This is a genomic window from Fervidobacterium riparium, assembly GCF_025370035.1.
Classification (GTDB): Bacteria; Thermotogota; Thermotogae; order Thermotogales; family Fervidobacteriaceae; genus Fervidobacterium; species Fervidobacterium gondwanense.
This window is the reverse complement of sequence record NZ_CP009277.1, coordinates 1,669,715-1,695,091: the sequence shown is the minus strand read 5'-3', so window position 1 is coordinate 1,695,091 and position 25,377 is coordinate 1,669,715. Positions and strand designations below refer to the sequence as shown.

The following is a 25,377-nucleotide window of genomic DNA, read 5'->3' as shown; positions in this document are numbered from 1 at the left end:
TTTACCACCAGATTATTCCTATTTTCCAGCCGTCTTTTTAGATTTCGACGCTTTCGATGTTTTAGGTGTTTTTGAACCTTTTGCTTTATTTGGCTTTGTGTATCTTTTTCTTTTCTCTTCCCCAGTTGAGCCTTCTTCATCTGTTGATTCAGGTTCTTGTGCTTCTTTCAAAACGTACAACTTTCCATTATCGATAACTCCGAAAATATCGTTTTTCAAAGATTTATTCGTCTTGCATTTTGGACAATGGAGATAAAGTCCAAATTTCCCTACCTTAAGTTTATAGTTTCCCTCGCAGTCTTCACATTTCAAATCAGTATCAAAATCTATGCTGAAGAATTCCTTTTCAGCTTTCTGCAGATCCTTTCCGAATTCGGACAAGAACATTCTAACAACTTCTTTCCAGTCCTTCTTTCCATTCTCCACCTCGTCGAGTTGTTTCTCCATTTCCGCTGTAAAATTCTTATCCACTATGTCAGGAAATCTCTGCTCGAGGTAATGATTGACAACAAAACCTAATATCGTTGGAACTAATGTTCTTTTGTTTTTGACAACGTATTTCCTATCTAAAAGTGTTTGAATTATGGTAGCGTATGTACTCGGCCGTCCGATCCCTTCAGCCTCAAGCGTCTTAACAATTGATGCTTCGCTGTATCTGTCCGGTGGCGTGGTTTCCGATTCAACTGTTTTCGGCTCCACGTTGTATACTTCACCTATCCTCAGTTCTTTGTGCTCCTCGCTAGCTTCGTTATCGATTGTGTAGACCTTTTCAAATCCGTCAAATATTCTTTCTCTGATAGTAGCTTCGAATATGTATTTGTCTGATTGAAAGTCATAACTGTATTGCTTGTAAACTGCACTGCTCATCTGAGAAGCGATGAATCTTTTCCATATGAGTTCGTAAATCTTGTAGTGGTCCTTATCAAGTAATTCCTTAGCCTTTTCCGGTGTCAAACTTATATCGACCGGTCTTATACATTCGTGAGCGTCTTGAACTTTAGTCTTCGTTTTTGATGAAGATTTTTTTGGTTGTAGATTTCCCAAGTACTCTTTGCCAAAATTATTCAAAATAAACTCCTCTGCTGCCTCCTGAGCCTCTTCGGATACTCTCGTAGAATCTGTTCTCATGTAAGTTATGAACGCCCTGTGTCCGTTCTTAATATCGATACCTTCGTAAAGTTCTTGGGCGATTTTCATCGTCTTGGAGACTGGAAATCCAAGTTTGCTCGCCGCATCTTGTTGGAGCGTACTTGTAATAAATGGGGGTGGAGGATTCTTCCTGACCTCTTTGATTTCTATGTCTATTAACTTCACATTTTTAACATCCTTCAAAACGTCATCAGCAATTTCTTTCGTTACATCAGTTGGTTTTATTTTTTTACCGTTGATTTTCGTAAGATAAGCCTTCAGTTCGGCTATCTCAATCCAAACTTTATAATACTTCTGTGGAACAAACCTGTATCTTTCTCTTTCTTTTTCGCATATAATTTTGAGTGCTGCTGACTGAACTCTTCCAGCACTTCGCGCGTCTTTTATGATACGCCACAGAAGTGGGCTTATCTTATAACCCACTATCCTGTCTAACACTCTTCTGGCGAGTTGAGCGTTTACTTTGTTCATATCTATCTCTCGCGGATTTTTAACAGCTTCCTGTATTGCGCGAGGAGTGATTTCGGAGAAAGTAATTCTATTCTTCCCCTTCACTCCGAGAATTGTTGCCAAATGCCAAGCAATGGCTTCTCCTTCTCTGTCCTGGTCGGATGCCAAATACACTTCCTTTCCTTCAGTGGTCTTTTTAATCTGCTCAACTACTGATTCCTTGCCTGGTATAATTTCGAAATCCAACTTAAGTGAATTTAAGTCAACGCCAAACTGTTTTTGAGGCAAATCTCTTATGTGTCCTTTTGAAGAGATAACCTGATAATCCTTTCCAAGTATTCCCTCTATAGTCTTAGCCTTCGCAGGCGATTCAACAATTATTACCTTTCTTTTGCCGCTGCCCGTTTCGTTTTCAATCTCGCCTGAAGATTGTGTTTTTGTCCTTTTCTTGTTCTTTGTTGCATCGCTCATATTATCACCCACTTAACAATTTACTTTCACCATAGTTCTTCGATTAGATGAAACTGCTGAAAAGACATTATCAAAGAATTACCTAAGGAAAAATCTTCTGCTCAAGTTCGAGTCATATTCGCTCCATTCTTTCTCTCTGTCTTCCTTATCTATTATTTGAAAGACTCTATTTATCTTGGAGTCCATGTTCTCTACAAAATGAAGAACTAATGCCTCCGGCGTTTTCGGGAGCACTGGTGCACCCCACTCGAATTCCCCATGGTGCGAAGCTATTAAGTGTTTTAAGCGCAGAATTTTGTCGTAACTTATGCCCCTTGCTTTTTGAGAGAGCATCTCAACGCCCATCAGGATATGTCCCATCAATTCACCATCGGTGGTTACCTCTATACCTTTTTGGTTTATAACGTATTCTTTTACTTTTCCAATATCGTGAAGTAGTGCTCCAGTTATGAGCAGGTCTTTATCGAGGTCATCGTAGATGTTGCAAACACTCTCAACTATCTTTGCAACATTAACCGAGTGTTCCAACAATCCGCCCCTGTAGGCATGGTGGATTTTCATACCAGCAGGGGCGTTCTTAAACGCCTCTGCAAAACTCACATCTTCCACAAAAAACCTTTTCAGAATTTCTTTATAGTCGTTATCGCGTACTTTATCAACGAGCCTCAATAGCGTCTTATAGAGCTCTTCAACGTTCTTTACACTTCCAACAAATCTCTCAACATCGTACTCGTTCTCGGTCAATTTCCTAACAGCGCTTTGTGAATTCAAGATGTTTATTTGAACTTTCTCTTCGAAATAAACTACTTTTCCCGAAACGCTGACAACGTTGCCAGGTTGCAAAACTTGGTCGTTAAGTTCTGCATTGTACCAATCTATTGCCCTTACGCTTCCTGTTCTGTCTTCAAGGGTCAGTAGTAGAAACTTTTTCCCGTCCTTTGTCTCTTGGAGTCGTTTACTTTTTACTTTGAACACTCCATCGATTTCCCTATCAACAAAATTCCTCAACTCTTCCGCGTAAGGCGGTCTCAACTTTTCCAGTGCTTCTCTCAGATTACTCACAGTTCCATCCCCTCGTATTTTCTCGGAACTCTTTCAGATATCCGGCATGTTACCTCGTAATTTATAGTACCAACAAGTTGTGCGATCTCTTCGGCTGTTATGATTTTATCTCCTTGTCTTCCTATCAAAACAACCTCGTCACCAATATTGACCTCTGGCAAATGTGATACGTCAACCATGAATTGATCCATGCACACTCGCCCAACTATGGGGCATCTCTCGCCGTGTATCAGTACGTATCCTTTGTTCGAAAGGCTTCTCCAATAACCGTCCGCATATCCAACAGGAATTGTGGCTATTTTCATTTCACTGAAAGCGGTGAATGTTCTGCCATAACTCACAGTGTCGCCTGGCTGGATGTTTTTGACATGCGAAACAACCGATTTCCAGGCCAAAACAGGTTTTAGTGAGTCGCTCCGAACTGTATCGCTAGGTTGAAGCCCATAGCTTGCTATACCGACTCTTACGTAATCAAAGCAATTAACAACCTTAGACAGTGCGGCGCCACTGTTGCATACGTGTTTAATTCTTACATCTAAGTCCAATTTTCTGAATTCCTCAGCTTGCTTTTCAGTAAATTCCACATCGCCTTCTTCCGAACTATCGGCAACCGCAAAATGCGTGTAAGCACCGTCAATTACAAAATTCGCCTTCCTTGCGGCTAACAGAAATTCTTTCGCTTCAGATGGGAAAACTCCTAATCTTCTCATACCTGTGTCGATTTTTATATGGCATTTCGGCCTAAAAGCATATTTTGTATATCTCCATAATTGTTCCCAAGAGTAAAGGGTAATCGTTAAATTGTACTGCTCGGCCACATGGAGCATATCTGGTGCAACGTAGTTAAAGACGAGTATTTCGGATTTTATGCCGTGCTTTCTTAGTTCTACGCCCTCTTCCAAAAACGCAACAGCAAGAAAGTCTATTCCGAAGCGCTCCGCTGCTTTCGAAAGCGCAACGGCTCCGTGCCCGTATGCATTCGCTTTCACCACAGGCATAACCTTAGCAGGAGCACAGTGCTCTTGAAAAAATTTCAGATTGCTCAAATAGTTCCTTACATTTATCACCGCGTATGTTCTTCTACTCTCCACTTGCCCTGCCCCCTTGGTAATCGTTCAATTATTATTCTTTTCTTTCAACAACTAACATGTTTGTCATCCGGCCAATTTTATTAACACCATCCACGGGAGGTATTCTGTAAATCCTCCATCTCGTTCTTATGACAGTTTCTAAAATTCCACTCTTCACACCAATTATATCACTCAAGTCTATTGAAAAGTACATCGATTTCAATTTGCTACCTTTTATTTCTATTTTAAAAATCAGGCTTTCGGCAAACATTATGACTAAAATAAAATAAGCTAAGATAATCACGAAAGTTACGAAATCAGATAACGGAAGAGAAAAAAGATAGAGCACGAACGGTGTGCTCGATGATAGAACTAATAGATTCAATATCTTGTACCATTTTTTAACTTTTAGCACCATATAATCACTTCACATAAGCTTTCAGTCTTTTACAGCTTTAAAAAAAGCGGGGATGTCCCCGCTTTTTATGCTTCTACTTCAACTGATTGAGATCTGCTAACGTATCTCTTTACCTTACCGGCCTTGAGACAGCTTGTACAAACACTCATTCTCTTGACTGTACCATCGTCAAGAAGAACCCTAACTTTCTGAACATTTGGCTTGAACCATCTGTTCGTGTGTCTGTTCGAGTGGCTGACATTCTTTCCTGCTCTTGGTTCTTTCCCGCATATTTCGCACTTTGCCATGACCGCTTCCTCCTTTATTCCAATATTAATTGCTTCATCGCTTTTTAGCATTCCCGTGTTATGACAATGCTAACAGAAAAGACTGCTACGTGGTATATTATACCAATTCTCCCTGTAAATTCAAGTGGTATTTTTATTACATTTTCTTATTTTATTTCCTGCACCTGTACGGTATTAGTCGTTCCTGGTTTACCCCACGGTATTCCAGCAACGATGACTACTTTATCACCCGAATTCACAAATCCAAGTTTCTTGGCTTTTTCTGTAACGCTCTCGATCATCTCATCGGTTGACAAATTTTCTTCAAGCATAACTGGTAAAACACCCCAAACAAGTGAAAGCCTGCAGTATGTTTCATACGAATTCGTTGCTGCCATTATTGGTATTGCCGGTTTGAATTTAGAAACGTGTATCGCCGTTGAACCGGTACTTGTAGCTGTTATGATCATCTTCGCGTCTATATTCTTCGCCAGAGTAGTAGCAGAGTAAGAGATGGCGCTCGGCAGATCCAAGCTGGACGAATACTCTTTTAACCAGTCCAATTTGAATGTCTCGTATTCTTCCATATATTTTTCCGTATTCTGCGCTACCTCGTCCATAACCTTAACAGCTTCGCAAGGATATTTACCTATAGATGTTTCCGCTGAAAGCATTATCGCATCAGTGCCATCAAGTATTGCGTTCGAGATATCGGTAACTTCCGCTCTTGTAGGCGTCGCGTTGTTTATCATACTCTCAAGCATCTGGGTCGCAGTTATGACGGGTTTCTTGTAAAGATTAGATATTTCAATAATTCTCTTCTGAGCAATTGGTACTTGCGAAATTGGTATCTCGACACCAAGGTCTCCCCTTGCTACCATTACGGCATCTGATTTTATTATTATTTCTTCCAAATTGTCGAGGGCTTGAACCGTTTCTATCTTTGCTACAATGGGGATATCAGTAAGCTTTTTCGCATCTTCTATATCTTTTGCCTTCCTCACAAAGGAGAGAGCAAAGTAATCTATTCTCTCCTCATTTCCGAGTTTTATGAATTCCTTATCCCGCTCCGTAATCGAAGGAATGGATACATCAACCCCAGGAAGATTAACGCCACGCTTATGTGTTATAGTACCGCCCCTTTCGATGATACATGTTATAGTCTTTTTTTCGACATCGACACTGTCAACCGTCAACGCAACAGCTCCATCGTTTATAAGTATCTTTTCACCAGATTTTATCTCTTGATAAAGCTTATCGTAGTTAATCCAAAATCTCTTTTCACTTCCAACAAATTCTTCACCACACACGATTTCACAGTATTCCCCTTCTTTTAAAGTCACGTAGTCACTTTCGAATTTTCCCGTTCTTATCTTTGGTCCTGCAAGGTCAAGTAGTATCGCCAAAGGATAACCTTTTTCTCTCACTCTTTTTAGCCTTTTTATACGCTCCCCGTGAACCTCAATAGTCTCGTGAGATGAATTGAGCCTGAAAACATTAACGCCGCACTGCACCAGTTTGGTTATATTCTCTTCCGATTCGCTTGCAGGTCCAATAGTGGCAACGATTTTTGTTTTTCTCATTTTTGCACCTCCAATCTAATTATTTCTCACCTTTTAGACCGTATGCTATTATATCACATCCTTCGTAGATTCAAGTATTTAACTATAAAGAAAAACCCCTGCACCTTTTCATGCAGGGGTTTCAAAAGCAACTATTGTCTGTTAATCGATGTTCCACTTCGTAATACCTATTATTAGAACAACAACAAACGCCCAAGTAATCGAGAACAGAGGTATAAACGCCGCACTTTTTACCCAGAAGAAGTCTATGACATTCAAAGCAATCATTAGAATGCTCATGTAGACTGTCTTGTGCATGCCTTGCCTTACTCTGAGCTCTCCGAAATCTCGAGCTATTATGAAAGTCAAAACAGCTAATATCACGTAAGCTACTGGTGAAATCGACAAGCCAAGCTTTGTAAAGAATGTCTTAAAATCTCCTGAGAAGAAGGAAACGGAGATGAGTATGTAAACCATAGAGACTACATTTGCAATATTCATAGAAGCCTTTGATTGCTGTATAACAGAAAGTATGATGGGAACCGCAAGAACGATGTTTGCTATAAACATCAATACTGAATAAGCGTTGACATTTGTCATCTATGTATCACATCTCCTTAGAGTGATTTTCTGTACTCTTCTTCACTCATGAGTTCATCGAATTCCGCAGGGTTTGATGCTTCAATCTTCACAAGCCAGCCTTCCCCTTCTGGGTCTTGGTTTATAATTTCAGGATTCGTATTGACTTTGTCGTTAACTGCCACGATTTTGCCACTGACTGGAGCGTAAACATCACCAGCTGCTTTAACACTTTCCAAAGAAACTATTACATCACCCTTCTTTACTTCTTTTCCAACTGCTGGAAGGTCAACGTAGACAATATCCCCGAGTTGCTCTTGCGCGTACTGGCTTACGCCAACATATCCTGTCTCGTTATCATACCATTCGTGCGTTTTCGCAAACCTTTTCATTGAAAGATACCTCCCCTTTTTAAATTCAAGATTAATAACCATTTTTCATTATATCACACAGACAGTAATTATCCAACATCTAAAAATTTTATTCTATCTCTGTATAACTCAAAAACCTTGCTAATTATATCACTATCTGAATAGTTCTCGACTATCCTTTTTGCATCTTCACGTGCTAAGAGCATCAATTCAGTATCAGAAATTATATCAGCTACTCTGAATTCTGGTAAACCGTGCTGACGTGTACCGAAAAATTCTCCAGGTCCTCTCAATTTTAAATCGTACTCTGAAATCTTGAATCCGTCATTTGTGCTCGCAAAGAACTGTAACCTATCCCAAGCCTCTTCCCCAGCTTCGCTGACTATAAGGAAGCAGTAACTTTGCTTTTCTCCCCTTCCTACCCTTCCCCTTAATTGATGGAGTTGCGCAAGCCCAAATCTTTCTGCATTTTCAATCACCATAATGGTGGCATTCGGAACGTCTACTCCAACTTCTATGACCGATGTTGAGATTAGAATCTTCAATTCTCCGCTTGCGAATTTTACCATCACTTCGTTTTTTTCATCGTCAGACATTCTACCGTGAATTAATCCTGTTGGAATATCGGCAAAGATGTCTTTTGTAAGCATTCTATACATCTCTTCCGCCGCCTTTGCATTGATAGCATCCGACTGTTCTATGAGAGGATAAACTATATAGGCTTGGTCACCATTTTCGGTCACCTGTTCTCTGACAAACTTATACACATCTTTCGCACGTGTGTGCCTCATCGTAAATGTCTTGATTTCCTTTCTTCCAGGTGGCATCTCGTCGATGACTGAAACATCGAGGTCGCCATATAACGTTAGCGAAAGTGTTCTCGGTATCGGAGTAGCTGTCATGATCAGCGTATCGACTACTTTGCCTTTGGATATAAGCTCTTCGCGTTGTTTAACACCGAATCTGTGTTGTTCATCTATGATTACAAGCCCTAAGTTCGCAAAGTGCACATCTTCTTGTATGAGCGCATGAGTGCCTATCACCACATCTATATCCCCGTTTTTCAATCCGAACTTTATCCGTTCTTTTTCTCTTTGAGATGTTGATCCGATAAGAAGAGCTACCCTTATTCCAAGGTTCGTTAAATGAGTGAATACTTTCTGGAAATGTTGCATTGCAAGTATGGATGTTGGAACCATAAAAGCACTTTGATACCCTGCCTCGTAGTTATCAACAATCGCAAGCTCTGCAACCAATGTCTTACCGCTTCCAACGTCACCTTGGAGCAGTCTATTCATCGGATTCTGACTTTTCAAGTCATTTTGTATTTCCACGTGGGCTCTAACTTGAGCATTTGTCAATTTAAATGGAAGTTGAGAAATGAATTTCTTACTCAACTCGCCTGTAAATTCCTTAGCAATACCTCCAATTTGCTGGATATTGGCTTTTGATAAGAAGAGCGCAATTTGAAAGAGCAAGAGTTCCTCGTACGCTAATCGCCTTCTGGAGATCTTTTGGTGGAAGACGCTTTTTGGGAAGTGCATCCCAGCATATGCCGTGTGGATATCCACGAGCTTTCTCTCTTCTAAAACTTCCTGTGGAATAACTTCTCTCAAGTTGCAAGCACTTCCAATATTGTCCGACACTATTTTCCTTATAACCTTTTGGCTAAGATTTTCGGTTAATGGATATATCGGCAGTATTGTGCGTTCGGGTGTATCGCTGATCGATACTTCTGGGTTCTGGATCTCCATAGCTCCGAAGAACCCTCTCTTTGTCGTGCCCGTGACGTAGACTTCTCTGCCTATGAGCTGTTTGATCTCAAGTTCTCTGAATTCCTGATTGAACCATTTTAACAATACTTGGCTTATCCCGTCTTGCAGTAATGCACTGATTATAACGAGGTTATCCTTTCTTGTCTTTTCAACACTCTTTATTATGCCCTTAGTCGTGACTTTCTCATTTTCTCGCAGGTACATCAAAGGGATGATTTTTCTTCTGTCTTCATAATCTCTCGGAAAATAATTGATCAAATCATTTATCGTTTCAATCCCAAGCTTTCTGAGAAGTCTTTCTCTCGATGGCCCAACACCTTTCGCATACTTGATTGCTACATCGAGCGGGTTGTAACCATCAAGGCACTCAATTTTATATGTTAAATAATTATACTTAAATCTCTCTACCATACCTCTAACTTGCGACAGTCTGTTCAAAACTCTCTGAGTAGGTAATTTTTCAGCACTGACAATGTAATCCCTAAACTCTTCAAGCTTTTTCCTTACCACAAAATCACTTAACAAAGGATCATCAATGCGTTCAAAATTATCATCTATATATTCGATGAGTGCTTTAAGATTATTTTCTGTTATATCGCCAGACAGCTCATAACAATTATCCATGAATTCCTCAATAAGTAGCATCAGGCCACCTCTTTCGCTATGCCACTTAACATTGCTTTAATAATACATATAAAGGTAAGTCCATATACCACTGTTCTGGAACCTGATTTTCTTACTTGCCTTCCCCAAGAGTTTTTCGAGCTCTCCGCTCGGGTGCAGAAGGTAGAAGTTCGAATTTGGGAATTTTTCTCTCAATTTTGGAAGGAATGATAATATTTCTTCTCCTTTGAGGCGTTCTCCATAAGGTAAGTTGGAAATAACCCACGCCCTATCTTCGAAAACTGTTAAATCTTTAAAGTCAGAGCATCTGAATTCAGCATTGCGCGCCGAGCCAAAAACCTCTATCGCTCGCCTGTAATTTTCTCGAGCTATTTGAATCACCTTGCAATCTTTGTCGCTTCCAACAATTATGCCATCATTCACATCATACGCTTTGAATTCATCTCTAAGATCTCTTTTCGTCCTCTTCCAAATCTCTTTCAGAATTTTCCATTCTTCTGATGAATACTTTCGACGAACATTCGGAAGTTCCAAAGTTGATGCCTCAATAGGTATAGTTCCACTACCGCAGAACAGGTCAAATAGTGGACCTCCACTCCACCTTGAAAGAAGAATGATACCAGCCGCGATCGTTTCCCTTAGTGGCGCTTTACCACTCTTTATTCTATATCCGCGCTTTGAAAGTGAATCGCTTCCTGTTGTGTCCAAAATCAGATGCACTTCATTGTCTTTTATGAGCAATATCACCTCATATATCGGACCACTTTCGTTGCTGCCACCTATGTTTTCCATCATCGCTTTTTTTGCCACTGATGCAACAGCACCTGTGGCGCTTAGCTTAGAATTTGTTATCTTTAATTTTTCAATAACAATTTTGGCGTTTTTTTCAACATACTTATTCAGATTCGAACTCCTAACGCCGGCAAATAACTCATCAAACGTTTCAGCATGGAATTTTGCGACAAGTATTGTGATCCTGTCTGCTGATTTTATTTTCATATTTAGAAAAGGTATATCATTTAATGGCGCAGTAAAAAATATCCTCCCTGAGGAGGAATATACGATTTTATATCCGTATTTTCTGAGCTCAACGGCCACCGCACCTTCCAACCCTGAAGTACAGAAAGCAACTAAGGTGACTAAGTTAGAATTGTCCGATTCGAACAAAATAATCACTCCTGATTGCCGAAGACGAGCTCTTCGTTATTTAATAACACGTACGTCGTGCCTTCAAATAACCTTCCGTCTTGAGATTTTGAGGAAAATAACATTCTGTTAACAACACCATTGTATATTATATGCCCAAAAACATTCACATTACTAACTTGAGCACCTACCCACATCTGCGCTTTTCTGTAAAAGAACTTCGACGGATAGTTAGTCTTTTCGAAGCAGACAAACAAGTCTGGTTTTGCTTTATCGTAATTTTCAATTATGCCTATCTCGTTTCCTATTAGTACTCTTAGTATGAAGTCTTCAAATTTGACATCGATTTTCTTATCGATCGTGTATTTGAGTATTCCGTATTGATAAATATACACTTTGTTGCCATCGAAATAAAAAGTATAAGGTACTGAGAAATTATAGCCTTTTACATCTGTTGTTATAAGTATGTCAACATCGTATTCGCTCGAGATAAAGTGACTTCCAGATAAAATTTTCACTTATCTCATCTCTCTTCTCAAGACTTCATAAATTATTATACCAGCACTCACAGAGACGTTTAGAGAATCGATTGGTGTCTTCATAGGTATCGCTATCAAATCATCGCAAGATTCCTTCACAAGCTGCCGAATGCCACTTCCCTCATTACCCAGAACTATACCAAGTGGTCTTGAAAGTTCTATATCCCAGATGGGTTTTCCTTGCATGTGCGCTCCGTAAATCCAAACCCCTTTTTCTTTGAGTTTCTCAATATAACGTGCTAAGTTGACCACTATGACTATCGGTATACGAAATATCGTACCTGCAGATGCTTTTATTGCACCCGGTGTTACGTGTGCACTGTTATCTTTCGTCAAGACGACCATATCAACACCAGCAGCCACACATGTTCTAACTATCGAGCCAAGGTTCTGTGGATCTTGAACTTGATCAAGCAAAACGATGAACGGATTCTCCGGAAGATATGATTCGTCATAATACTGAAATTCGCCTATATCTATAACAACACCTTGATTCTTCTCTTCTCCACAGAGTCTTTTGAGAACCTGCTTAGGCGCTATCGTAAAAGGCAGTCTTTTCTCTTTGACTTTTTCAATCAGCTCGTCGAGGTCTTTATCGTGTGAATCTGAAAAGTAAATCATTTTAACAGGTTGTGAGCTGAGAAGCAATTCTCTAAGCACGTTCCTTCCATAAACTATCATGCGTTCTCATCCTCTTCTTTCTCTTCTTTACTTTTGACTGAGTTCCAGTAACTGTCCATCTCTTCCAAAGTCATGCCCTCTAACTTTTTCCCGTCGTTTTCTATCATCTTTTCCATCTTTTCAAACCTTAGGATAAACTTTTCTGTAGCCTTTCTGATAGCACTCTCAGGATCAACATTCATAAACCTCGCAAGATTCACAATCGCAAATAGCAAGTCGCCAAATTCTTCTTCTATTTCTTCTTGGTTTTTTGCTCTTCGTAGTTCTTCTATCTCTTCTTCAACTTTATCCCAGACGTCCTCGATTTTCGTCCAATCAAATCCCACGCCCGCTGCATTTTCTTGCACTCTGCGTGCCAGAGACAATCCCGGTAGTGCGTGATTCACGTCTCCTATGCTCGTTCTTCTCTTTTCGCCTTTCTCTTTTGCCTTTATCTCTTCCCAACGAGCATAAGAGTACCCTTGCGCATCTCCAAATACATGTGGATGCCTTCTAATGAGTTTATCGTTCAGTGTATCGATTACGTCCTTTATCGTAAAAGCACCGCGTTCTGAAGCGATTTGCGAGTGAAAAACAACTTGCAGAAGCACATCGCCAAGTTCTTCTTTTAATTCTTCGTCGTCATTTAAGTCAATAGCGTTTAGGACTTCGTACGCTTCTTCAATCAAGTATGGTTTAAGAGTTTCGTGAGTTTGTGCTTTGTCCCAATCGCATCCATTTTCGCCACGGAGTGTTGCCATTATCTCCACTAATCTTTCAAATTCTCTTCCAGCCATTTCATTACTTCCCCCATCTCTACTTTTAAACTCCTGTTCATCAACGATTTTATCGACTCAACAGGTGATTTTCTGTTGTAGATAACTTGGTATACTTCCGATATTATCGGAAGATCGAATTTATCGCCGTAGTTCTCTATTATTGCCTTACAAGTGTAAGCACCTTCTACAATCTCTTTACTTGCTTCCAGCAAGTGTATAGGGTCATACCCTTTTGCCACCATTTCGCCATATCTTCTATTTCGGCTGTGCTTACTTCCACAGGTGACAACAAGATCACCAATTCCAGCAAGTCCCATAAACGTTAGTGGATTAGCTCCGAACGCTGCTGAGAACTTCGCAATCTCGTACAACCCTCTCGTAATTAACGCCGCTTTTGCATTGTCCCAACCGCCCAGCCCATCAACTATACCAGCCGCTATCGCTATAACGTTCTTTAATGCACCCGCCAGCTCTACACCTGCTACATCATCGTGCACGTAGACTCTAAAATACTCGTTCGAGAACTCTTTTTGGAATACTTCAGCCATGTGCCCAGCAACTACAACTGCGGTAGGCAGGTGTAACGCTACTTCCTCAGCGTGTGAAGGACCTGAAAGGATCGCATACGGACATTTCAATACTTCATCAACAATTTCTGAAACTCTCTTCCCCGAAGATATCTCAATACCCTTCGACAAGTTCAGAATAACGTTAACTTTGAAATTTATCTTTTCAAGCACTCCTCTTATGTATTGGACAGGAACTGCAAGGACTATGACATCTGCAGTTTTCCCTTCATTTATATCGTTCGTGACTAATACGTCCAATTTCGCATCCGGAATGTGTGGCATCGTTTTTCTTTTATTTAAATCGTCAGCATGTTCCTTTGTATGAGCCCACAGCATTACATCGTGACCGTTGTCTTTGAGAAGTTGGGCGATAGTACACCCCCAACTGCCTGCACCAAGGACAAAGTATTTCATAAATACCCACCCCATAAAGAATTCAAAGATAATGTTACAATACTATGCAGCATCATTGCGACAGAAAGTCAGCCAAAACTTGTACAGACCACTTAACAGCCGGTGTTCTGTAAGGATTTGAAGCGCTGTCAAGTTTTATAATCCATTCTTTTGAATTTTCTTCCGAAAGGTCTTCTGGATACGCTACTAAATAATAGTGCTGCTGAAATTCACCATCGGTTGAGATTATCTTTATCAAATAAGCCTTTCCTTCCATCTGTTTGTACAAGCCCTTTACAACCACTACCTTTGACCTGTCCTTGAACACTTTTCCTTTCAGTTCATCAAATTTGCTTTCGTTGACCGCACATTTTGCATGTGGCATTTCATGATGCCCTCCTATCAATCTTTCGACCTCAAGATGAGTCTTTTTTCTCAAGATTACAGAATAAATATTTCTTCCGTACTTTATCCACTTCTGCTCGTACCTTGTCTTAATCTCTCTGTCCGGATTCTCCACAAAACTCATCAATTCAAAACCTTTTTCCTGGGCTATCTCTATAGTTTGCCGTGCATACCATTCGACATCGGTCGCAAGTTCGAAAGTTCCGTCATCTTCGAGTACATTTGAAAGTGTCTCAAAGAACTCCGGAACTATAACCCTTCTTCTTTCGTGCGATTTTTTATCCCAAGGAATTGGAAAGTTCATTATCACCTTTTCAACACTCTTTGGTCCAAAGAATTCACGCATTCCAAATCGCGCATCTGTAATTACTAACCTAACATTTTCAAGATCCTTTATTCTATTGTGTGCTTTTTTCATAGATGTAATTGAGACTTCAAATCCAACGAAATTTTTCTCAGGATGTTTCGACGCATAACGTTGCAAAAATTCTCCGCCACCGAACCCTATTTCGACAATCAAATTGTTATTGTTTCCAAATATCTTACTCCAATCTAACGGTAGGTAATCGAAATCAGCAGGCTTTATCTCGCGAACGTAAAGATTTGAAGATGATTTTCCCTCAAAAACACTACTCAAGACTAACACCTCACATTGCATTTATTTAACTATTTGAAATAACTTGCAAGCTCGCTTCTGTACTGACCTGTGGGATACACTTTCTTGTATGTTTCGTATTTCTGGCGAGCTAAGTCCACCTTACCCTGATTTATGTAACAAAGTATGTTGTAATAATATACGTCTTCTTTGAAATAAACGTCAATGTCCTTTAGCTGAACTTCTAGATAATCAAATATAACACTCGCGTTGCTGTAATTTCCGTTTGTGTAGAAGCGCAGACCAATCAAGAACAGTTCTCTTAAATCCTTTGTCTGCCTTATTATTTCTTGTACATTTTGTTGGCTACCATTAGAATTGTTGGTATCTGCGCTTACGCTTCCGTTACTTGTAGTTTTGTTCGTTTGGCTGCTGTCATTTTCTTTTTTCACAGTGTTAGAAGAATTACTATCTATAACTTTCTGGGACAATGAATCTACCTTTGACGATAATGTTGAAAGGCTGGCTTTCAAACTATCAAATTCACTCGACATTTTTGATAACTGGTTTCTCAAATCTGTAATACTTTCAGAAAGAGATGAGAGTTTAGTATCCATACTAGATAAGTTAGACCTGTAAGTCTCATTTTGCCCACTTAGCGAATTTAAAGAATTCTTTATCTCATTTACCTGTTTCGAAAGCTCAAATACTTTCTGACTTAGAGCTTGTAATTCAGAACTATCACTTAATGATGTTGCAGTCTTCTCTCGAACATCTTTGCTCAGTGTTCCAACACTGTCTTTAACTTCTTTTATTTCGGACGTAATTGCGTTAATTTGTGATTCTATGTTGTTTAGTCTGTCGATCATACCAGATACTTCTGGATTAACCTCATCACTTTTCACGGTACTTATCTCTGAAATTTTCGTACTCAGCTGAGCCAACTGTTTAGATATATCCTCTACCCTTGTGAGAATTCCTGACTCAATACTATTCAATTTATCGGTTATGTTAGATATCTCGGAGTCCTTTCCGTTCTCGGCTGATGCACTTATTCTTGCAATGCTCGAGCTTAATTCCGTGAGCTGTTTAGAAATATCATCTATCTTTTTTTTCAATACAGTTAAGTCAGTTTGTGTTGTCTTATCAGATTTGTACGTGTTATCTTGGTTGCTCAGCTCATCTATAGAGTCTTTCATAGAATTTGTCAGCTTCAGGAGTTCAGACACCTTTTGGTCTAAAGATAACAGCTGAGAATCGCTATTACGTGATGCAGAAAGGTTTTTCTGGTTCTCTTCAACACTACTTCTGAGTAAAGACATTGCATTTTTGATTTCTTTCATTTCAGATGTGATAGAAACAATTTCTAACTCAATATTACTCAGTCTGCTCACTATATCGTACGATTGTAACGTATCGCCTCTTTCACTTGCCGAGTTTCCTCTCAAGATGACCGAGGTTATGTCACTCAGCTGTTGGAAGATTGCATCGATTTTCTTTTCCAAGGCAGCCACGTTATTCTCAGTCACTTTTCTTGAAAGTTCAATCATGGCAACCTCAAGATTAGATATTCTCTCTTTTAAGGTCTTAAATTCTGCATCAAGCTTTAGAATGATTTCATCATTCACGTCTTCAACATTAGTTTGAGAAACACTTTGTGAATCAGCCTGTGTTTGAACTTTTGACACTAAGAAGTCTTGTATCTTGTTCATTTTAGCTTCCACTTGTTCTACTTTACCGTTCAGTAATTGGACTTGGTTTACTAACTTCTGGATCATAGAAGTATCTATCGAGTTATATGTATTATAAACTACTGTCTGCTCCGGCTCCTTTTCTATTGTGGTATTAGCTTTGACAGAGGTAATACTTCTTGATAGATTTGAAATCTCGCTCTCAACAGTTACAAGCTTCGATTTTATGTAGCCAAGCTGATCATATAGTGCATTCACCAAATTACTTGGATCTACATTTCCGGAGGTACTGGTCTGTAATTGTATGTCCAACTTCTTATCGAGGTATTCGAGACTTGCTCTAATGCTCTCGACAGTTTCTGAGAGCTTTTTGTACTGTTCGTCAATTCTTCCATTGTATTCTTCGAGTTGTTTACTAAGAGAATCAAGCCTCTTCATAACGCCGGAAAGCTCCAGCCCGCCAGGATGAGTAAAGTCTATGAAAGAGATTATAAAATTAGCAAATACAATGACAAAAAGCAATATCACGGCTAATGGCAATAGCAAATTTGAAAAAGATTTGCCCTTCTTTATCTGCAACAGAACTGGATGCCCTTTATCAAGTTGTCTTAGGATATCTTTTAGGAGTTGGATTTTTTTAGAATCTCCACGTCTCATTGCAGCAAGCAATTCCGTTGCTACTATCTCGGTTACTTGCGGGAATTCTTTCTTTACCTTCTGCAATTCTGCAATCGCTATTGGATAATTCTCTGCTTGTACCTCTTTAAGTATTTTCTCCAAGGCTTCCGAAATACGTGAAGAGTCTTTTTCAATCGCGTCAACTATATGTAAGTAAGAACGCTGATGCTGTTCGGAAAGGTAGTTGAATATCTCAACAGCTTTTGAGTAATTTCCAGCCTTTACTTCGAGCTCAAAAAGGAGGTGATTGTAATTCTTACCGAGTGCGCTAAGGATGTTTCTGGCAAGAGATAGTTCATTATTAGCTATAAGTGTTCTTATAAACCGTTCAACTGACTCGGAAAGATTCGAAAAACCATTTCCATTCTGAGAGTTGAAAGTTCCAAAATCCATTTACATTCCCCCCAAGATGTTGTACCTCTTATTTCGTATGTTTCGCCATGGTATTAGGTATAAGGTTCAGTAATTGAAACGCACTATTCATACCTTCGTTTGGCACGAGTTCCGCAGCTAAGCCAAGCTTATAAACAGCAGTCTTAACTGCTTCAATGGATTCAAGATGCTGCGATAAGAGAGCGCTTATGATTCCTGAAAGAATATCGCCGCTGCCTGCTTTTGAAAGGGACGTGTTTCCGGTTATATTGAAATAGGTATTGGCTCCATCTGAAATTATCGATGTTGAATCTTTCAAAACGGTGATCACATTATAATTTCGTGAAAAACTTTCGACCCTTTCGTAATTCTGCTTCACTTCTTTGATAGTTTCTCCGGTCAATCTTGAGAATTCACCTGGGTGAGGCGTCAGTATAATGTTCTTCTCAAAACTCTTCATTTTTAGCATGCTTGTCTTGTTCGAAAGGATATTCAAACCATCAGCATCTATTATAAGTGGATTCGGCAACCTGATCAGATAATCAAGAATATTAAGCTTCTCTTCAAGATTTTCTAAGTCCCATCCAGGTCCCACTACAATAACAGTGTTATTTTTCAAATTTTCAAGATACTCCAAGACATGTTTACCGTTAAAGCTCTCACCAATATCGACACAGATAAGTGAGGGATCATGGTTAAGTGCACACCGGCAAACCTCTTTTTGTGATAATATCTTCACCATTCCGGCCCCACTTCTTTGTGCGGCAAGAGCCGTCAGTATTGGGGCTCCAACGTACTTCTTTGAACCTCCTATTATTATAACTTCGGCAAAAGTGCTTTTGTTCGCCCATCTTGGCCTTTCTGGCAATTTTATTTCGTCTTCTGTAAGAAGATGGCGTTGAATACCTGTATACAATATGTCTAAGGTAGGAATGCCAATGCGTGCTACCTTTAACTTGCCTGTGAGTTCACGACCAGGGAAAAGCAAATGACCGGGTTTGGCATAGCCAAATGTAACTGTCAAATCAGCTTGAATCGCACTTCCCATTATCTTTCCGCTATCAGCACAAACGCCGGATGGTATATCAACCGAAACAATGCACTTTGAATAAATGTTCATAAGTTCTATTAAGCTTGTTATCTTTTCGTCAGTGATATCTTTATTCAGACCTGTTCCGAAAAGCGCATCGATAACGATATCAGCTTCTGATATGATTTTTGAGGTTTCCTCAATTCCTATATCATTAAAGTTGTAGCAAACACCACCATGTTTAAGATACCTGCTATGATTTTTCCTGCTTATGTCAGTTTTTGGCTCACCCAAAGAAATAACTCTGACGGCTTCCGTATAGTTGAGCAAATCTCTCGCGATAACATATCCATCTCCACCATTATTGCCTGTACCGCAAACAACGACAAAACTCTTTGAAGTTAAGTCGCCGTATTCATTCCATATCGACTGGACAACCGATATGCCCGCTCTCTCCATTAAAATCTCTTCAGAGATTTCAAAATCTTCGATAGTCTTCTTTTCAAGCTCTTTCATTTGAGCACTTGTCAGCACAATCATCTTCTCATTCCCCCCAACCTTCCATAAAGGAAGGTGTAAAGCTTGTAATATCGCATCACTTTAAAAACATATCGCTCACCCGCATCACTTTTTACATCGTCCGGAGCGTACGGGCCTGTGTTGTAATGTACAAGTGCAGTCTTCAAATCTCCATCTTTTTCAAGCAAGTAGTTCAAATAAAGACAGCCTAAGGCAATATTTCCTTCAATGGTTGTGTAGTCATAGTTTGTTTTGAACTTTTTGTTCACCCATTCTGCTGTTGACGGCATAAGCTGCATTAAACCGTAGGCTCCCATATTTGAAACAGCATCTGGTCTAAAACTGCTTTCTGTCCTTATGACACTTACAACAAGTAACGGATCCAATTTTCCAGAGTACTGAACAACTATGTCATAATACTTCAAGGGCATGATTCTAACAAAAAAAGAAAAGAAAATTATAATACCAAAAAGTAAAATTGCGATTGTTACTCGCATTACTTGGCCTCCTGAAAATTGGTATAAGTTTTTTCGGATCTTTCCACTGACTTAAATTATAACACATCACACTTCATTGGACAATTTTAGATATGCTTAAAAATTTCCTATATATTATTTATTAACCTTATCATCAAAAATAAGTATCCGGTCGCTATAATGAAAGGACCAAATGGTACAACTCTGCTTTTACGGAACTTGGAAAAAAGAAGCCCACTTATGGAGGAAATAAACATCAAGAATGGCATGAACAAAAAACCTACAGCGAAAGAATAAACCGGGAAAAGGAAAATATCGCCCTCTCCGATACCTCCTTTGTATCTCCATCTTAAAAAAAGAAGTATGGATAGAGCAAGTATACCACCTATAAGGTCAAGAAGTATGAACGAACGAAAATATTGTATGTTTAAGTATATCCCAACCCCAAGCGTTACAATCCACGTGTAATCCGGAAGAAGCATCATCTTCAAATCTGTAAATACAGCTGGCAAATTTACTAAGAACAATAAATCAAAACAGGTAGCTATATCCAAAGGAAAGATGATATGGTTAAGAAGGAAAACTATACCAAAGACGAGCTCTATAATTGGGTACCTGAGAGAAATCTTGCTACCGCAAGTTCTACAGCGCCCACGGAGAATGATGTAACTCAGCAACGGAATATTATCGTACCAAGCTATCCTTTTTTTGCAAACTGGACACATTGAAAAACGGGGCTCATTTATCTTGAGCCCCGCAATTGGTCTATATATTAAAACATTCGCAAAACTACCGAATACCGTGCCTATAACAAATGAAAACAAAAGCACTATTTTATCCCACATAGCTCTTTCTCCGACTGAGTAAGTAGTTCATCAAAGAACTCTCTCTTGCCGTACAAATACCAGAAGTTATCACTCTTCAACTCATCGACGATCCTTCTTGCCTTTTCGATTTGATTCATCTTTATATATGCAACAGCGAGTATCAGGTTGAGATGTCTTGCGTCTGGGTTGGCGTTAATTATAGTTTCAACAGTCTGTATGACTTTTTCGTAATTTCCTTTCTTCAAGTGCACTTTTGCCCAAATCTCAACACCGTTTGGATCGCTCTTTGGATCCATTTCAAGTATCAAGCTTTCATATTCGCGAGCCTTTCCATCATTTCCTGCTTTTGCGTAGAGCTCTGAAAGTTCGTAAAGAGCGATGATGTTGTTCTCAGATGTTTTCCTGAAGTTTTCGAGCACTTCGATAGCTTTTTGAATCTCATTGATTTTTGTGTAAGCATCGGCGAGCATAAAATATGTAAATGTGTTAGATGGCGAAAGTTTGATCTCCTTTTCCCAGTATTCCACAGCCTTATCGTATTTACCCATGTTGTAGTATGCTTCACCGATTATCGAATAAGATTGTATCAACCAAGGATCCAGTTCGATAGATCTATTTAAATACTTGATAGCCCCCTCGATGTCACCTTCTTCAAGTAAGAAACTGCCGTATAATTCATACGCAGGGGCGTAATTCTTGTCCAATCTCATTATAAACCTCAAAATATCTTTTGCAACTTCGTTCAAATTTTTATCAGAGTATTCAACGGCCAATTCGTACAAACCGTCAGCCGTAGCATGAAGTAATTTTTCAGGTGTCAAATCATATTTTTCAAGGAACTCCACAACTTCGGTCCAAACAATCGGTTCATAAACGATTTCATTTAGAGAAGCTATCCTTTCCTCGAGTGCTTCAAGCATTTGAATTTGATCGTACAGATGCTGAATATCCTCAAAATCCTTTTTCATGTTACGCCAATCACCAGAATAGAAAAGATCACGTAAGATTACCAGCATAGGCGTTTCTTCATCAATATCGAAATACATATCGCTTTTTGAGCCCAAGATGAGTCTTATAACCATTAACAACACCTCCTGTTTTGTAACGTACCATTTACATTGTATCATATTTTTTCATAAAAGTAAATAGTTGCAACAGCAAAAAACTGTGTGCAATAAACCTTTCATGCTGAAATAAGATAGCCAAAAATGAATTTTAAGTGAATACTACGAAATTTTACAAATGACTGTTTAGCTATTTCTTTTAAACTCTTCATTCTAAGAATTTTCTAAGCTTGCTGGTGATATAATATAATTGCACAATATAACAAAAACAAAAGAGGAGGTGTTTTTATATGAGAAAACTACTTTTGAGTATACTCATTATTCTTTCTCTAAGCACATTCGCTATTGTAAACGCCGATTATCAAAGCCCGATTGTCAACGTTGTTAAAGCAACAGCACCAGCGGTTGTGAAGATTGACGTTGTGTCACAAACTGAGATTTACATTGACCCTTTCATCAGAGAGTTCTATAAACAGTTCTTTGGAGATATACCACGACAGTTTGAAGAATCAAACAGTGTTGGTTCCGGATTCATAATCAGCAAAGAGGGTTACATCGTGACGAACTTCCACGTTATTCAGGGTGCGAAAAAAATAACGGTAACGATGCTCGACGGCTCCGTGTATGATGCTGAATACATTGGAGGAGATGAAGAACTTGACCTAGCTGTAATCAAAATAAAACCAACAAAGACACTTCCGGTACTTGAGTTGGGCGACTCTGATAAGCTTAATATCGGTGAATGGGCGATAGCAATTGGAAATCCTCTCGGATTCCAACATACCGTAACAGTTGGTGTTGTTTCAGCAACAGGCAGGAAAATCCCCAAACCAGATGGAAGTGGATATTACACTGGTCTCATCCAAACGGACGCTGCAATAAATCCGGGCAATAGTGGAGGTCCTCTGCTAAACATATACGGACAAGTCATAGGCATCAACACTGCGATAATCAACCCAACCCAAGCTTCTAACATAGGTTTTGCGATTCCTATCAACACCGCTAAGAGATTCATAAATCAAATCATTGCAACTGGAAAAGTAGAGAAAGCTTATCTTGGAGTGTATATCCAAACGGTTACTGAAGCACTTGCAAAGAGCCTTGGATTAAAAGTGTCAAAGGGCGTTTACATCTCACAAGTTGAAAAGGGTTCGCCAGCTGAAAAGGCAGGAATTAAAGAAGGTGACGTAATAGTAAAGTTCAACGGAAACATTGTAGAGAGCGCCGAAGAATTGACATCAATGACAAGAAACTACACGCCAGGCACTAAGGTCAAAATTGTAGTAAACCGTTCAGGAAAAGAACTGATAATCGACGTAACGCTCGGAAAATTGCCATCACAGACAAGTTCTGGCGTGTCTGAAAGCGCTAAGGAATTTTTCAACATGAAAGTCAGCGATATTACGGCAAATGATAGGTCTACATACAAGATTCCAGCTGGTCTGGACGGAGTTATTGTGAAGCAGTCTACAAATTCTTACATAAAAGTTGGCGCGGTGATTTACAGGATATCGGTCAACGGATACTCGTACGATGTGAAAAGCGTAAATGACTGGAACAAAGTTGTTGAAAATGTGAAGAAAGGCGATTACATAGGGATATTCTATTACTACAACGGTGTTAACACTGTGTTTTCCTTCAGATATTGATATAAGATTCCAATAACTGGTTAAAAGGCAAACCCCTGCTGTTCAAAAGCAGGGGTTTTGTGTATAATTATACTTGGTTACAACAACGAAACTGAGGAGGCAGGTCATGAAGTGTAAAAAGTGTTCGAATCAGGCTGTTATTCACCTTAGAGCACACAACATTGGACTGTGTAAAGAACATTTCATTGAATTTTTTGAAAAACGCGTCCAAAGGGCCATAGATAAATTCAAAATGTTTACAAAGGAAGATAAAATTCTCGTTGCTGTCTCGAGTGGAAAAGATAGCTCAGCAGTATTACATGCACTTCATAAGCTCGGGTACAACGTAGAAGGATTATTTCTGAAAATGGGGCGACACACGAATGCGGCTGAAAGAATTGTCCGAGCACTTGCAGAACGCACCGGAATTCGCGTGAACATATACGACGTGACACAGCACTTCGGTGGGCTTGGTACAGGCGAGATGGCACAAATCGTTAAGAGGCCTGTCTGCAGTATATGTGGCATTGTTAGACGCCATTGGATGAACAGATATGCTGTAGAAAACGGTTTTACTGTTCTTGTAACTGGACACAATATGGATGACGAAGCGACTTTTCTTTTCGGAAATATATTGAATTGGCAGGTTGAATACATGGCAAGACAGTGGCCCGTGTTGGAGAAAACACACGATAAATTCGTAAGAAAAGCGAAACCGCTGATATACGTCTCTGAACGAGAGACGTATGCTTATGTGTTCCTTAATGATATACCATTTATGGAACAGAAGTGTCCATTTTCCAAAGGAGCCACGAGCTCAACATATAAAAAACACTTAAACGCAATTGAATACGAGCAGCCCGGGGCTAAGCACAGACTACTTTTTGGATACTTTGACAATCTAAGAAATACTCTCAGAGCGGAGAATACCGTTGAGCTAAAGGAATGTTCCGTTTGTGGATTTCCAACAACTGAGGAAAAGTGTCAATACTGCAAGCTTGTCGAAAGGGTTAACGAAAACTTATGTGAATCTCATAAACAAGGAGGCAAAGATGCATAGGTACAAGTCAAAGTTAGTGAAAATGAAAGAAAATGAATATTCGATTTTCGATATAATAATAATTTTAGATGTCATAGTATTAATGATAATAGGCTTACTGACACTCAGAAGCGTTGTGCTTGGCACTTCGCAAGAATCTCGCTTTCTGAAACAGTTGATTTGGGACTTAGTATCAATAGTAGTGATGTTCTACATAATATTCGAGAAGGAAACAAGGATACAAAAATATCTGAAATACATATACGGTGCCTCAGTGGTACTGCTAATTTTAGTCCTGTTCATAGGCAAATCTGTGTACGGTGCCAAAAGGTGGATAGACATTGGTGTATTTGATTTACAACCGTCTGAAATTTTTAAATTTTCAATCATTCTTCTTATGGCTTACATATTTTCAAAATACCAAAAAGAAAAGGCGTTCTTGCTATCCATGTTAGCTGTCTCTCCGGCCGTGCTTATCTTTCTTGAACCTGATTTAGGTATGACTATTTTGATGCTCTTCATATGGTTTACAATGCTACTATCGAGCGATGTTGATAAGAAATACATTTTCGCAATAATTGGCGCCGGACTGCTGATAGCGCCATTAGCTTTTTTCTTTCTGCTAAAAGACTATCAACGAGCAAGAATATTGGCTATATTTAATCCGCAAGAACACTTTCAGTACGGAGCATACAATACAATTATGTCGAAGACGGTTATAGCAAATGGCGGAGTGACAGGTACGGGCTACGGATTGGGCACGGGAACAAATATGCACATAGTCCCGATGCAGTATACCGACTTCATCTTTTCAGCTTATGCAGAGCAATTTGGACTAATAGGTTCTATCATTTTGCTGGTACTTTATGGTACAATAATATTTGCTGGATTGAGCTATATCGGAAGGTATAAGGACAGATTTTGGGAATTCGTAGCGATCGGTGTCTGTGCCGTTTTTTCATTTCACGTCTTCGAAAATATAGGTATGAACCTTGGTATGTTGCCTGTCACAGGCATACCATTGCCATTCATAAGTTACGGAGGTACATCTACCGTGGTCTTCTCTGCAATCGCTGGCTTGCTCATAAAAGCGAGAGCGATTTCAAAGAAAGCAAGGCAGGTAATCGACTAATTTATTTCCAAGATAATTTCACAATAAACCAGGGGTGA

At 39.4% G+C, this 25,377-nt stretch carries 23 protein-coding genes; 3 read left to right on the top strand and 20 right to left on the bottom strand.

Features of this window, described 5'->3' with window-relative positions:
• Nucleotides 1-18: 18 nt before the first annotated feature.
• The 20 genes from topA to IB67_RS07960 all read right to left on the bottom strand — a co-directional run bounded on the left by topA (nt 19) and on the right by IB67_RS07960 (nt 21,558).
• The gene (topA, locus tag IB67_RS08055; protein ID WP_498875229.1) at nt 19-2,070 is read right to left on the bottom strand and encodes a type I DNA topoisomerase; all 2,052 of its coding nucleotides are present in this window, start codon (nt 2,068-2,070) and stop codon (nt 19-21) included.
• Nucleotides 2,071-2,148: 78 nt separating this feature from the next.
• Nucleotides 2,149-3,132 (bottom strand): 3'-5' exoribonuclease YhaM family protein, encoded by a 984-nt coding sequence (locus tag IB67_RS08050; RefSeq protein ID WP_072759118.1) that lies wholly within the window; start codon nt 3,130-3,132, stop codon nt 2,149-2,151.
• Nucleotides 3,129-4,223 carry an alanine racemase gene (alr, locus tag IB67_RS08045; RefSeq protein WP_072759120.1) on the bottom strand — a complete coding sequence of 365 codons (1,095 nt, stop codon included), beginning with the start codon at nt 4,221-4,223 and terminating at the stop codon, nt 3,129-3,131. The genes IB67_RS08050 and alr overlap by 4 nt, the downstream gene beginning before the upstream one ends.
• A 31-nt stretch (nt 4,224-4,254) precedes the next feature.
• Nucleotides 4,255-4,617 (bottom strand): hypothetical protein, encoded by a 363-nt coding sequence (locus IB67_RS08040; RefSeq protein WP_143145284.1) that lies wholly within the window; start codon nt 4,615-4,617, stop codon nt 4,255-4,257.
• A gap of 68 nt (nt 4,618-4,685) precedes the next feature.
• Nucleotides 4,686-4,907, bottom strand: coding sequence for a 50S ribosomal protein L28 (gene rpmB, locus IB67_RS08035; RefSeq protein ID WP_072759123.1), 222 nt, complete (start codon nt 4,905-4,907; stop codon nt 4,686-4,688).
• A 146-nt stretch (nt 4,908-5,053) separates the two neighbouring features.
• Nucleotides 5,054-6,469, bottom strand: coding sequence for a pyruvate kinase (gene pyk / locus IB67_RS08030; protein WP_072759125.1), 1,416 nt, complete (start codon nt 6,467-6,469; stop codon nt 5,054-5,056).
• A gap of 141 nt (nt 6,470-6,610) precedes the next feature.
• A complete protein-coding gene (locus tag IB67_RS08025) occupies nt 6,611-7,048 on the bottom strand; it encodes a hypothetical protein (protein ID WP_072759127.1) in 438 nt (145 codons plus the stop codon).
• A gap of 17 nt (nt 7,049-7,065) precedes the next feature.
• Nucleotides 7,066-7,419 carry a glycine cleavage system protein GcvH gene (gcvH, locus tag IB67_RS08020; protein ID WP_072759129.1) on the bottom strand — a complete coding sequence of 118 codons (354 nt, stop codon included), beginning with the start codon at nt 7,417-7,419 and terminating at the stop codon, nt 7,066-7,068.
• Nucleotides 7,420-7,487: 68 nt separating this feature from the next.
• Complete coding sequence (gene recG / locus IB67_RS08015) at nt 7,488-9,818, bottom strand: ATP-dependent DNA helicase RecG (RefSeq protein ID WP_072759131.1); 2,331 nt, start codon at nt 9,816-9,818, stop codon at nt 7,488-7,490.
• A 36-nt stretch (nt 9,819-9,854) separates the two neighbouring features.
• A complete protein-coding gene (locus IB67_RS08010) occupies nt 9,855-10,973 on the bottom strand; it encodes a THUMP domain-containing class I SAM-dependent RNA methyltransferase (RefSeq protein WP_084634366.1) in 1,119 nt (372 codons plus the stop codon).
• A complete protein-coding gene (locus IB67_RS08005) occupies nt 10,970-11,461 on the bottom strand; it encodes a hypothetical protein (protein WP_072759135.1) in 492 nt (163 codons plus the stop codon). Before IB67_RS08005 ends, IB67_RS08010 begins: the two co-directional genes overlap by 4 nt.
• Nucleotides 11,462-12,163: a 23S rRNA (guanosine(2251)-2'-O)-methyltransferase RlmB gene (gene rlmB / locus IB67_RS08000; protein ID WP_072759137.1), complete on the bottom strand. Its 702-nt coding sequence runs from the start codon at nt 12,161-12,163 to the stop codon at nt 11,462-11,464.
• On the bottom strand, nt 12,160-12,939 hold the full coding sequence (gene mazG / locus IB67_RS07995) for a nucleoside triphosphate pyrophosphohydrolase (protein WP_072759139.1): 780 nt from the start codon (nt 12,937-12,939) through the stop codon (nt 12,160-12,162). Before mazG ends, rlmB begins: the two co-directional genes overlap by 4 nt.
• Nucleotides 12,912-13,904, bottom strand: a complete 993-nt coding sequence (locus IB67_RS07990; protein ID WP_072759141.1) for an NAD(P)H-dependent glycerol-3-phosphate dehydrogenase — start codon at nt 13,902-13,904, stop codon at nt 12,912-12,914. The genes mazG and IB67_RS07990 overlap by 28 nt, the downstream gene beginning before the upstream one ends.
• Nucleotides 13,905-13,956: 52 nt before the next feature.
• A complete protein-coding gene (gene trmB, locus IB67_RS07985; protein WP_072759143.1) occupies nt 13,957-14,925 on the bottom strand; it encodes a tRNA (guanosine(46)-N7)-methyltransferase TrmB in 969 nt (322 codons plus the stop codon).
• Nucleotides 14,926-14,954: 29 nt separating this feature from the next.
• Complete coding sequence (locus IB67_RS07980; protein WP_072759145.1) at nt 14,955-17,645, bottom strand: hypothetical protein; 2,691 nt, start codon at nt 17,643-17,645, stop codon at nt 14,955-14,957.
• Between the two features lie 28 nt (nt 17,646-17,673).
• A complete protein-coding gene (locus IB67_RS07975; RefSeq protein WP_072759147.1) occupies nt 17,674-19,194 on the bottom strand; it encodes a bifunctional ADP-dependent NAD(P)H-hydrate dehydratase/NAD(P)H-hydrate epimerase in 1,521 nt (506 codons plus the stop codon).
• The gene (locus IB67_RS07970; RefSeq protein WP_072759149.1) at nt 19,191-19,670 is read right to left on the bottom strand and encodes a lytic transglycosylase domain-containing protein; all 480 of its coding nucleotides are present in this window, start codon (nt 19,668-19,670) and stop codon (nt 19,191-19,193) included. Before IB67_RS07970 ends, IB67_RS07975 begins: the two co-directional genes overlap by 4 nt.
• 107 nt (nt 19,671-19,777) lie before the next feature.
• The gene (locus tag IB67_RS07965; protein ID WP_072759151.1) at nt 19,778-20,494 is read right to left on the bottom strand and encodes a prepilin peptidase; all 717 of its coding nucleotides are present in this window, start codon (nt 20,492-20,494) and stop codon (nt 19,778-19,780) included.
• Nucleotides 20,479-21,558 carry a tetratricopeptide repeat protein gene (locus IB67_RS07960; RefSeq protein WP_072759153.1) on the bottom strand — a complete coding sequence of 360 codons (1,080 nt, stop codon included), beginning with the start codon at nt 21,556-21,558 and terminating at the stop codon, nt 20,479-20,481. Before IB67_RS07960 ends, IB67_RS07965 begins: the two co-directional genes overlap by 16 nt.
• 272 nt (nt 21,559-21,830) lie before the next feature.
• On the opposite strand from IB67_RS07960, the gene IB67_RS07955 reads away from it, so the two are divergent.
• From IB67_RS07955 to IB67_RS07945, 3 genes are all read left to right on the top strand, one after another.
• The gene (locus IB67_RS07955) at nt 21,831-23,189 is read left to right on the top strand and encodes a Do family serine endopeptidase (RefSeq protein WP_072759155.1); all 1,359 of its coding nucleotides are present in this window, start codon (nt 21,831-21,833) and stop codon (nt 23,187-23,189) included.
• A gap of 106 nt (nt 23,190-23,295) precedes the next feature.
• Nucleotides 23,296-24,228, top strand: coding sequence for a TIGR00269 family protein (locus tag IB67_RS07950; RefSeq protein ID WP_072759157.1), 933 nt, complete (start codon nt 23,296-23,298; stop codon nt 24,226-24,228).
• Nucleotides 24,221-25,339 (top strand): FtsW/RodA/SpoVE family cell cycle protein, encoded by a 1,119-nt coding sequence (locus IB67_RS07945; RefSeq protein ID WP_339747922.1) that lies wholly within the window; start codon nt 24,221-24,223, stop codon nt 25,337-25,339. The genes IB67_RS07950 and IB67_RS07945 overlap by 8 nt, the downstream gene beginning before the upstream one ends.
• Nucleotides 25,340-25,377 lie beyond the last annotated feature (38 nt).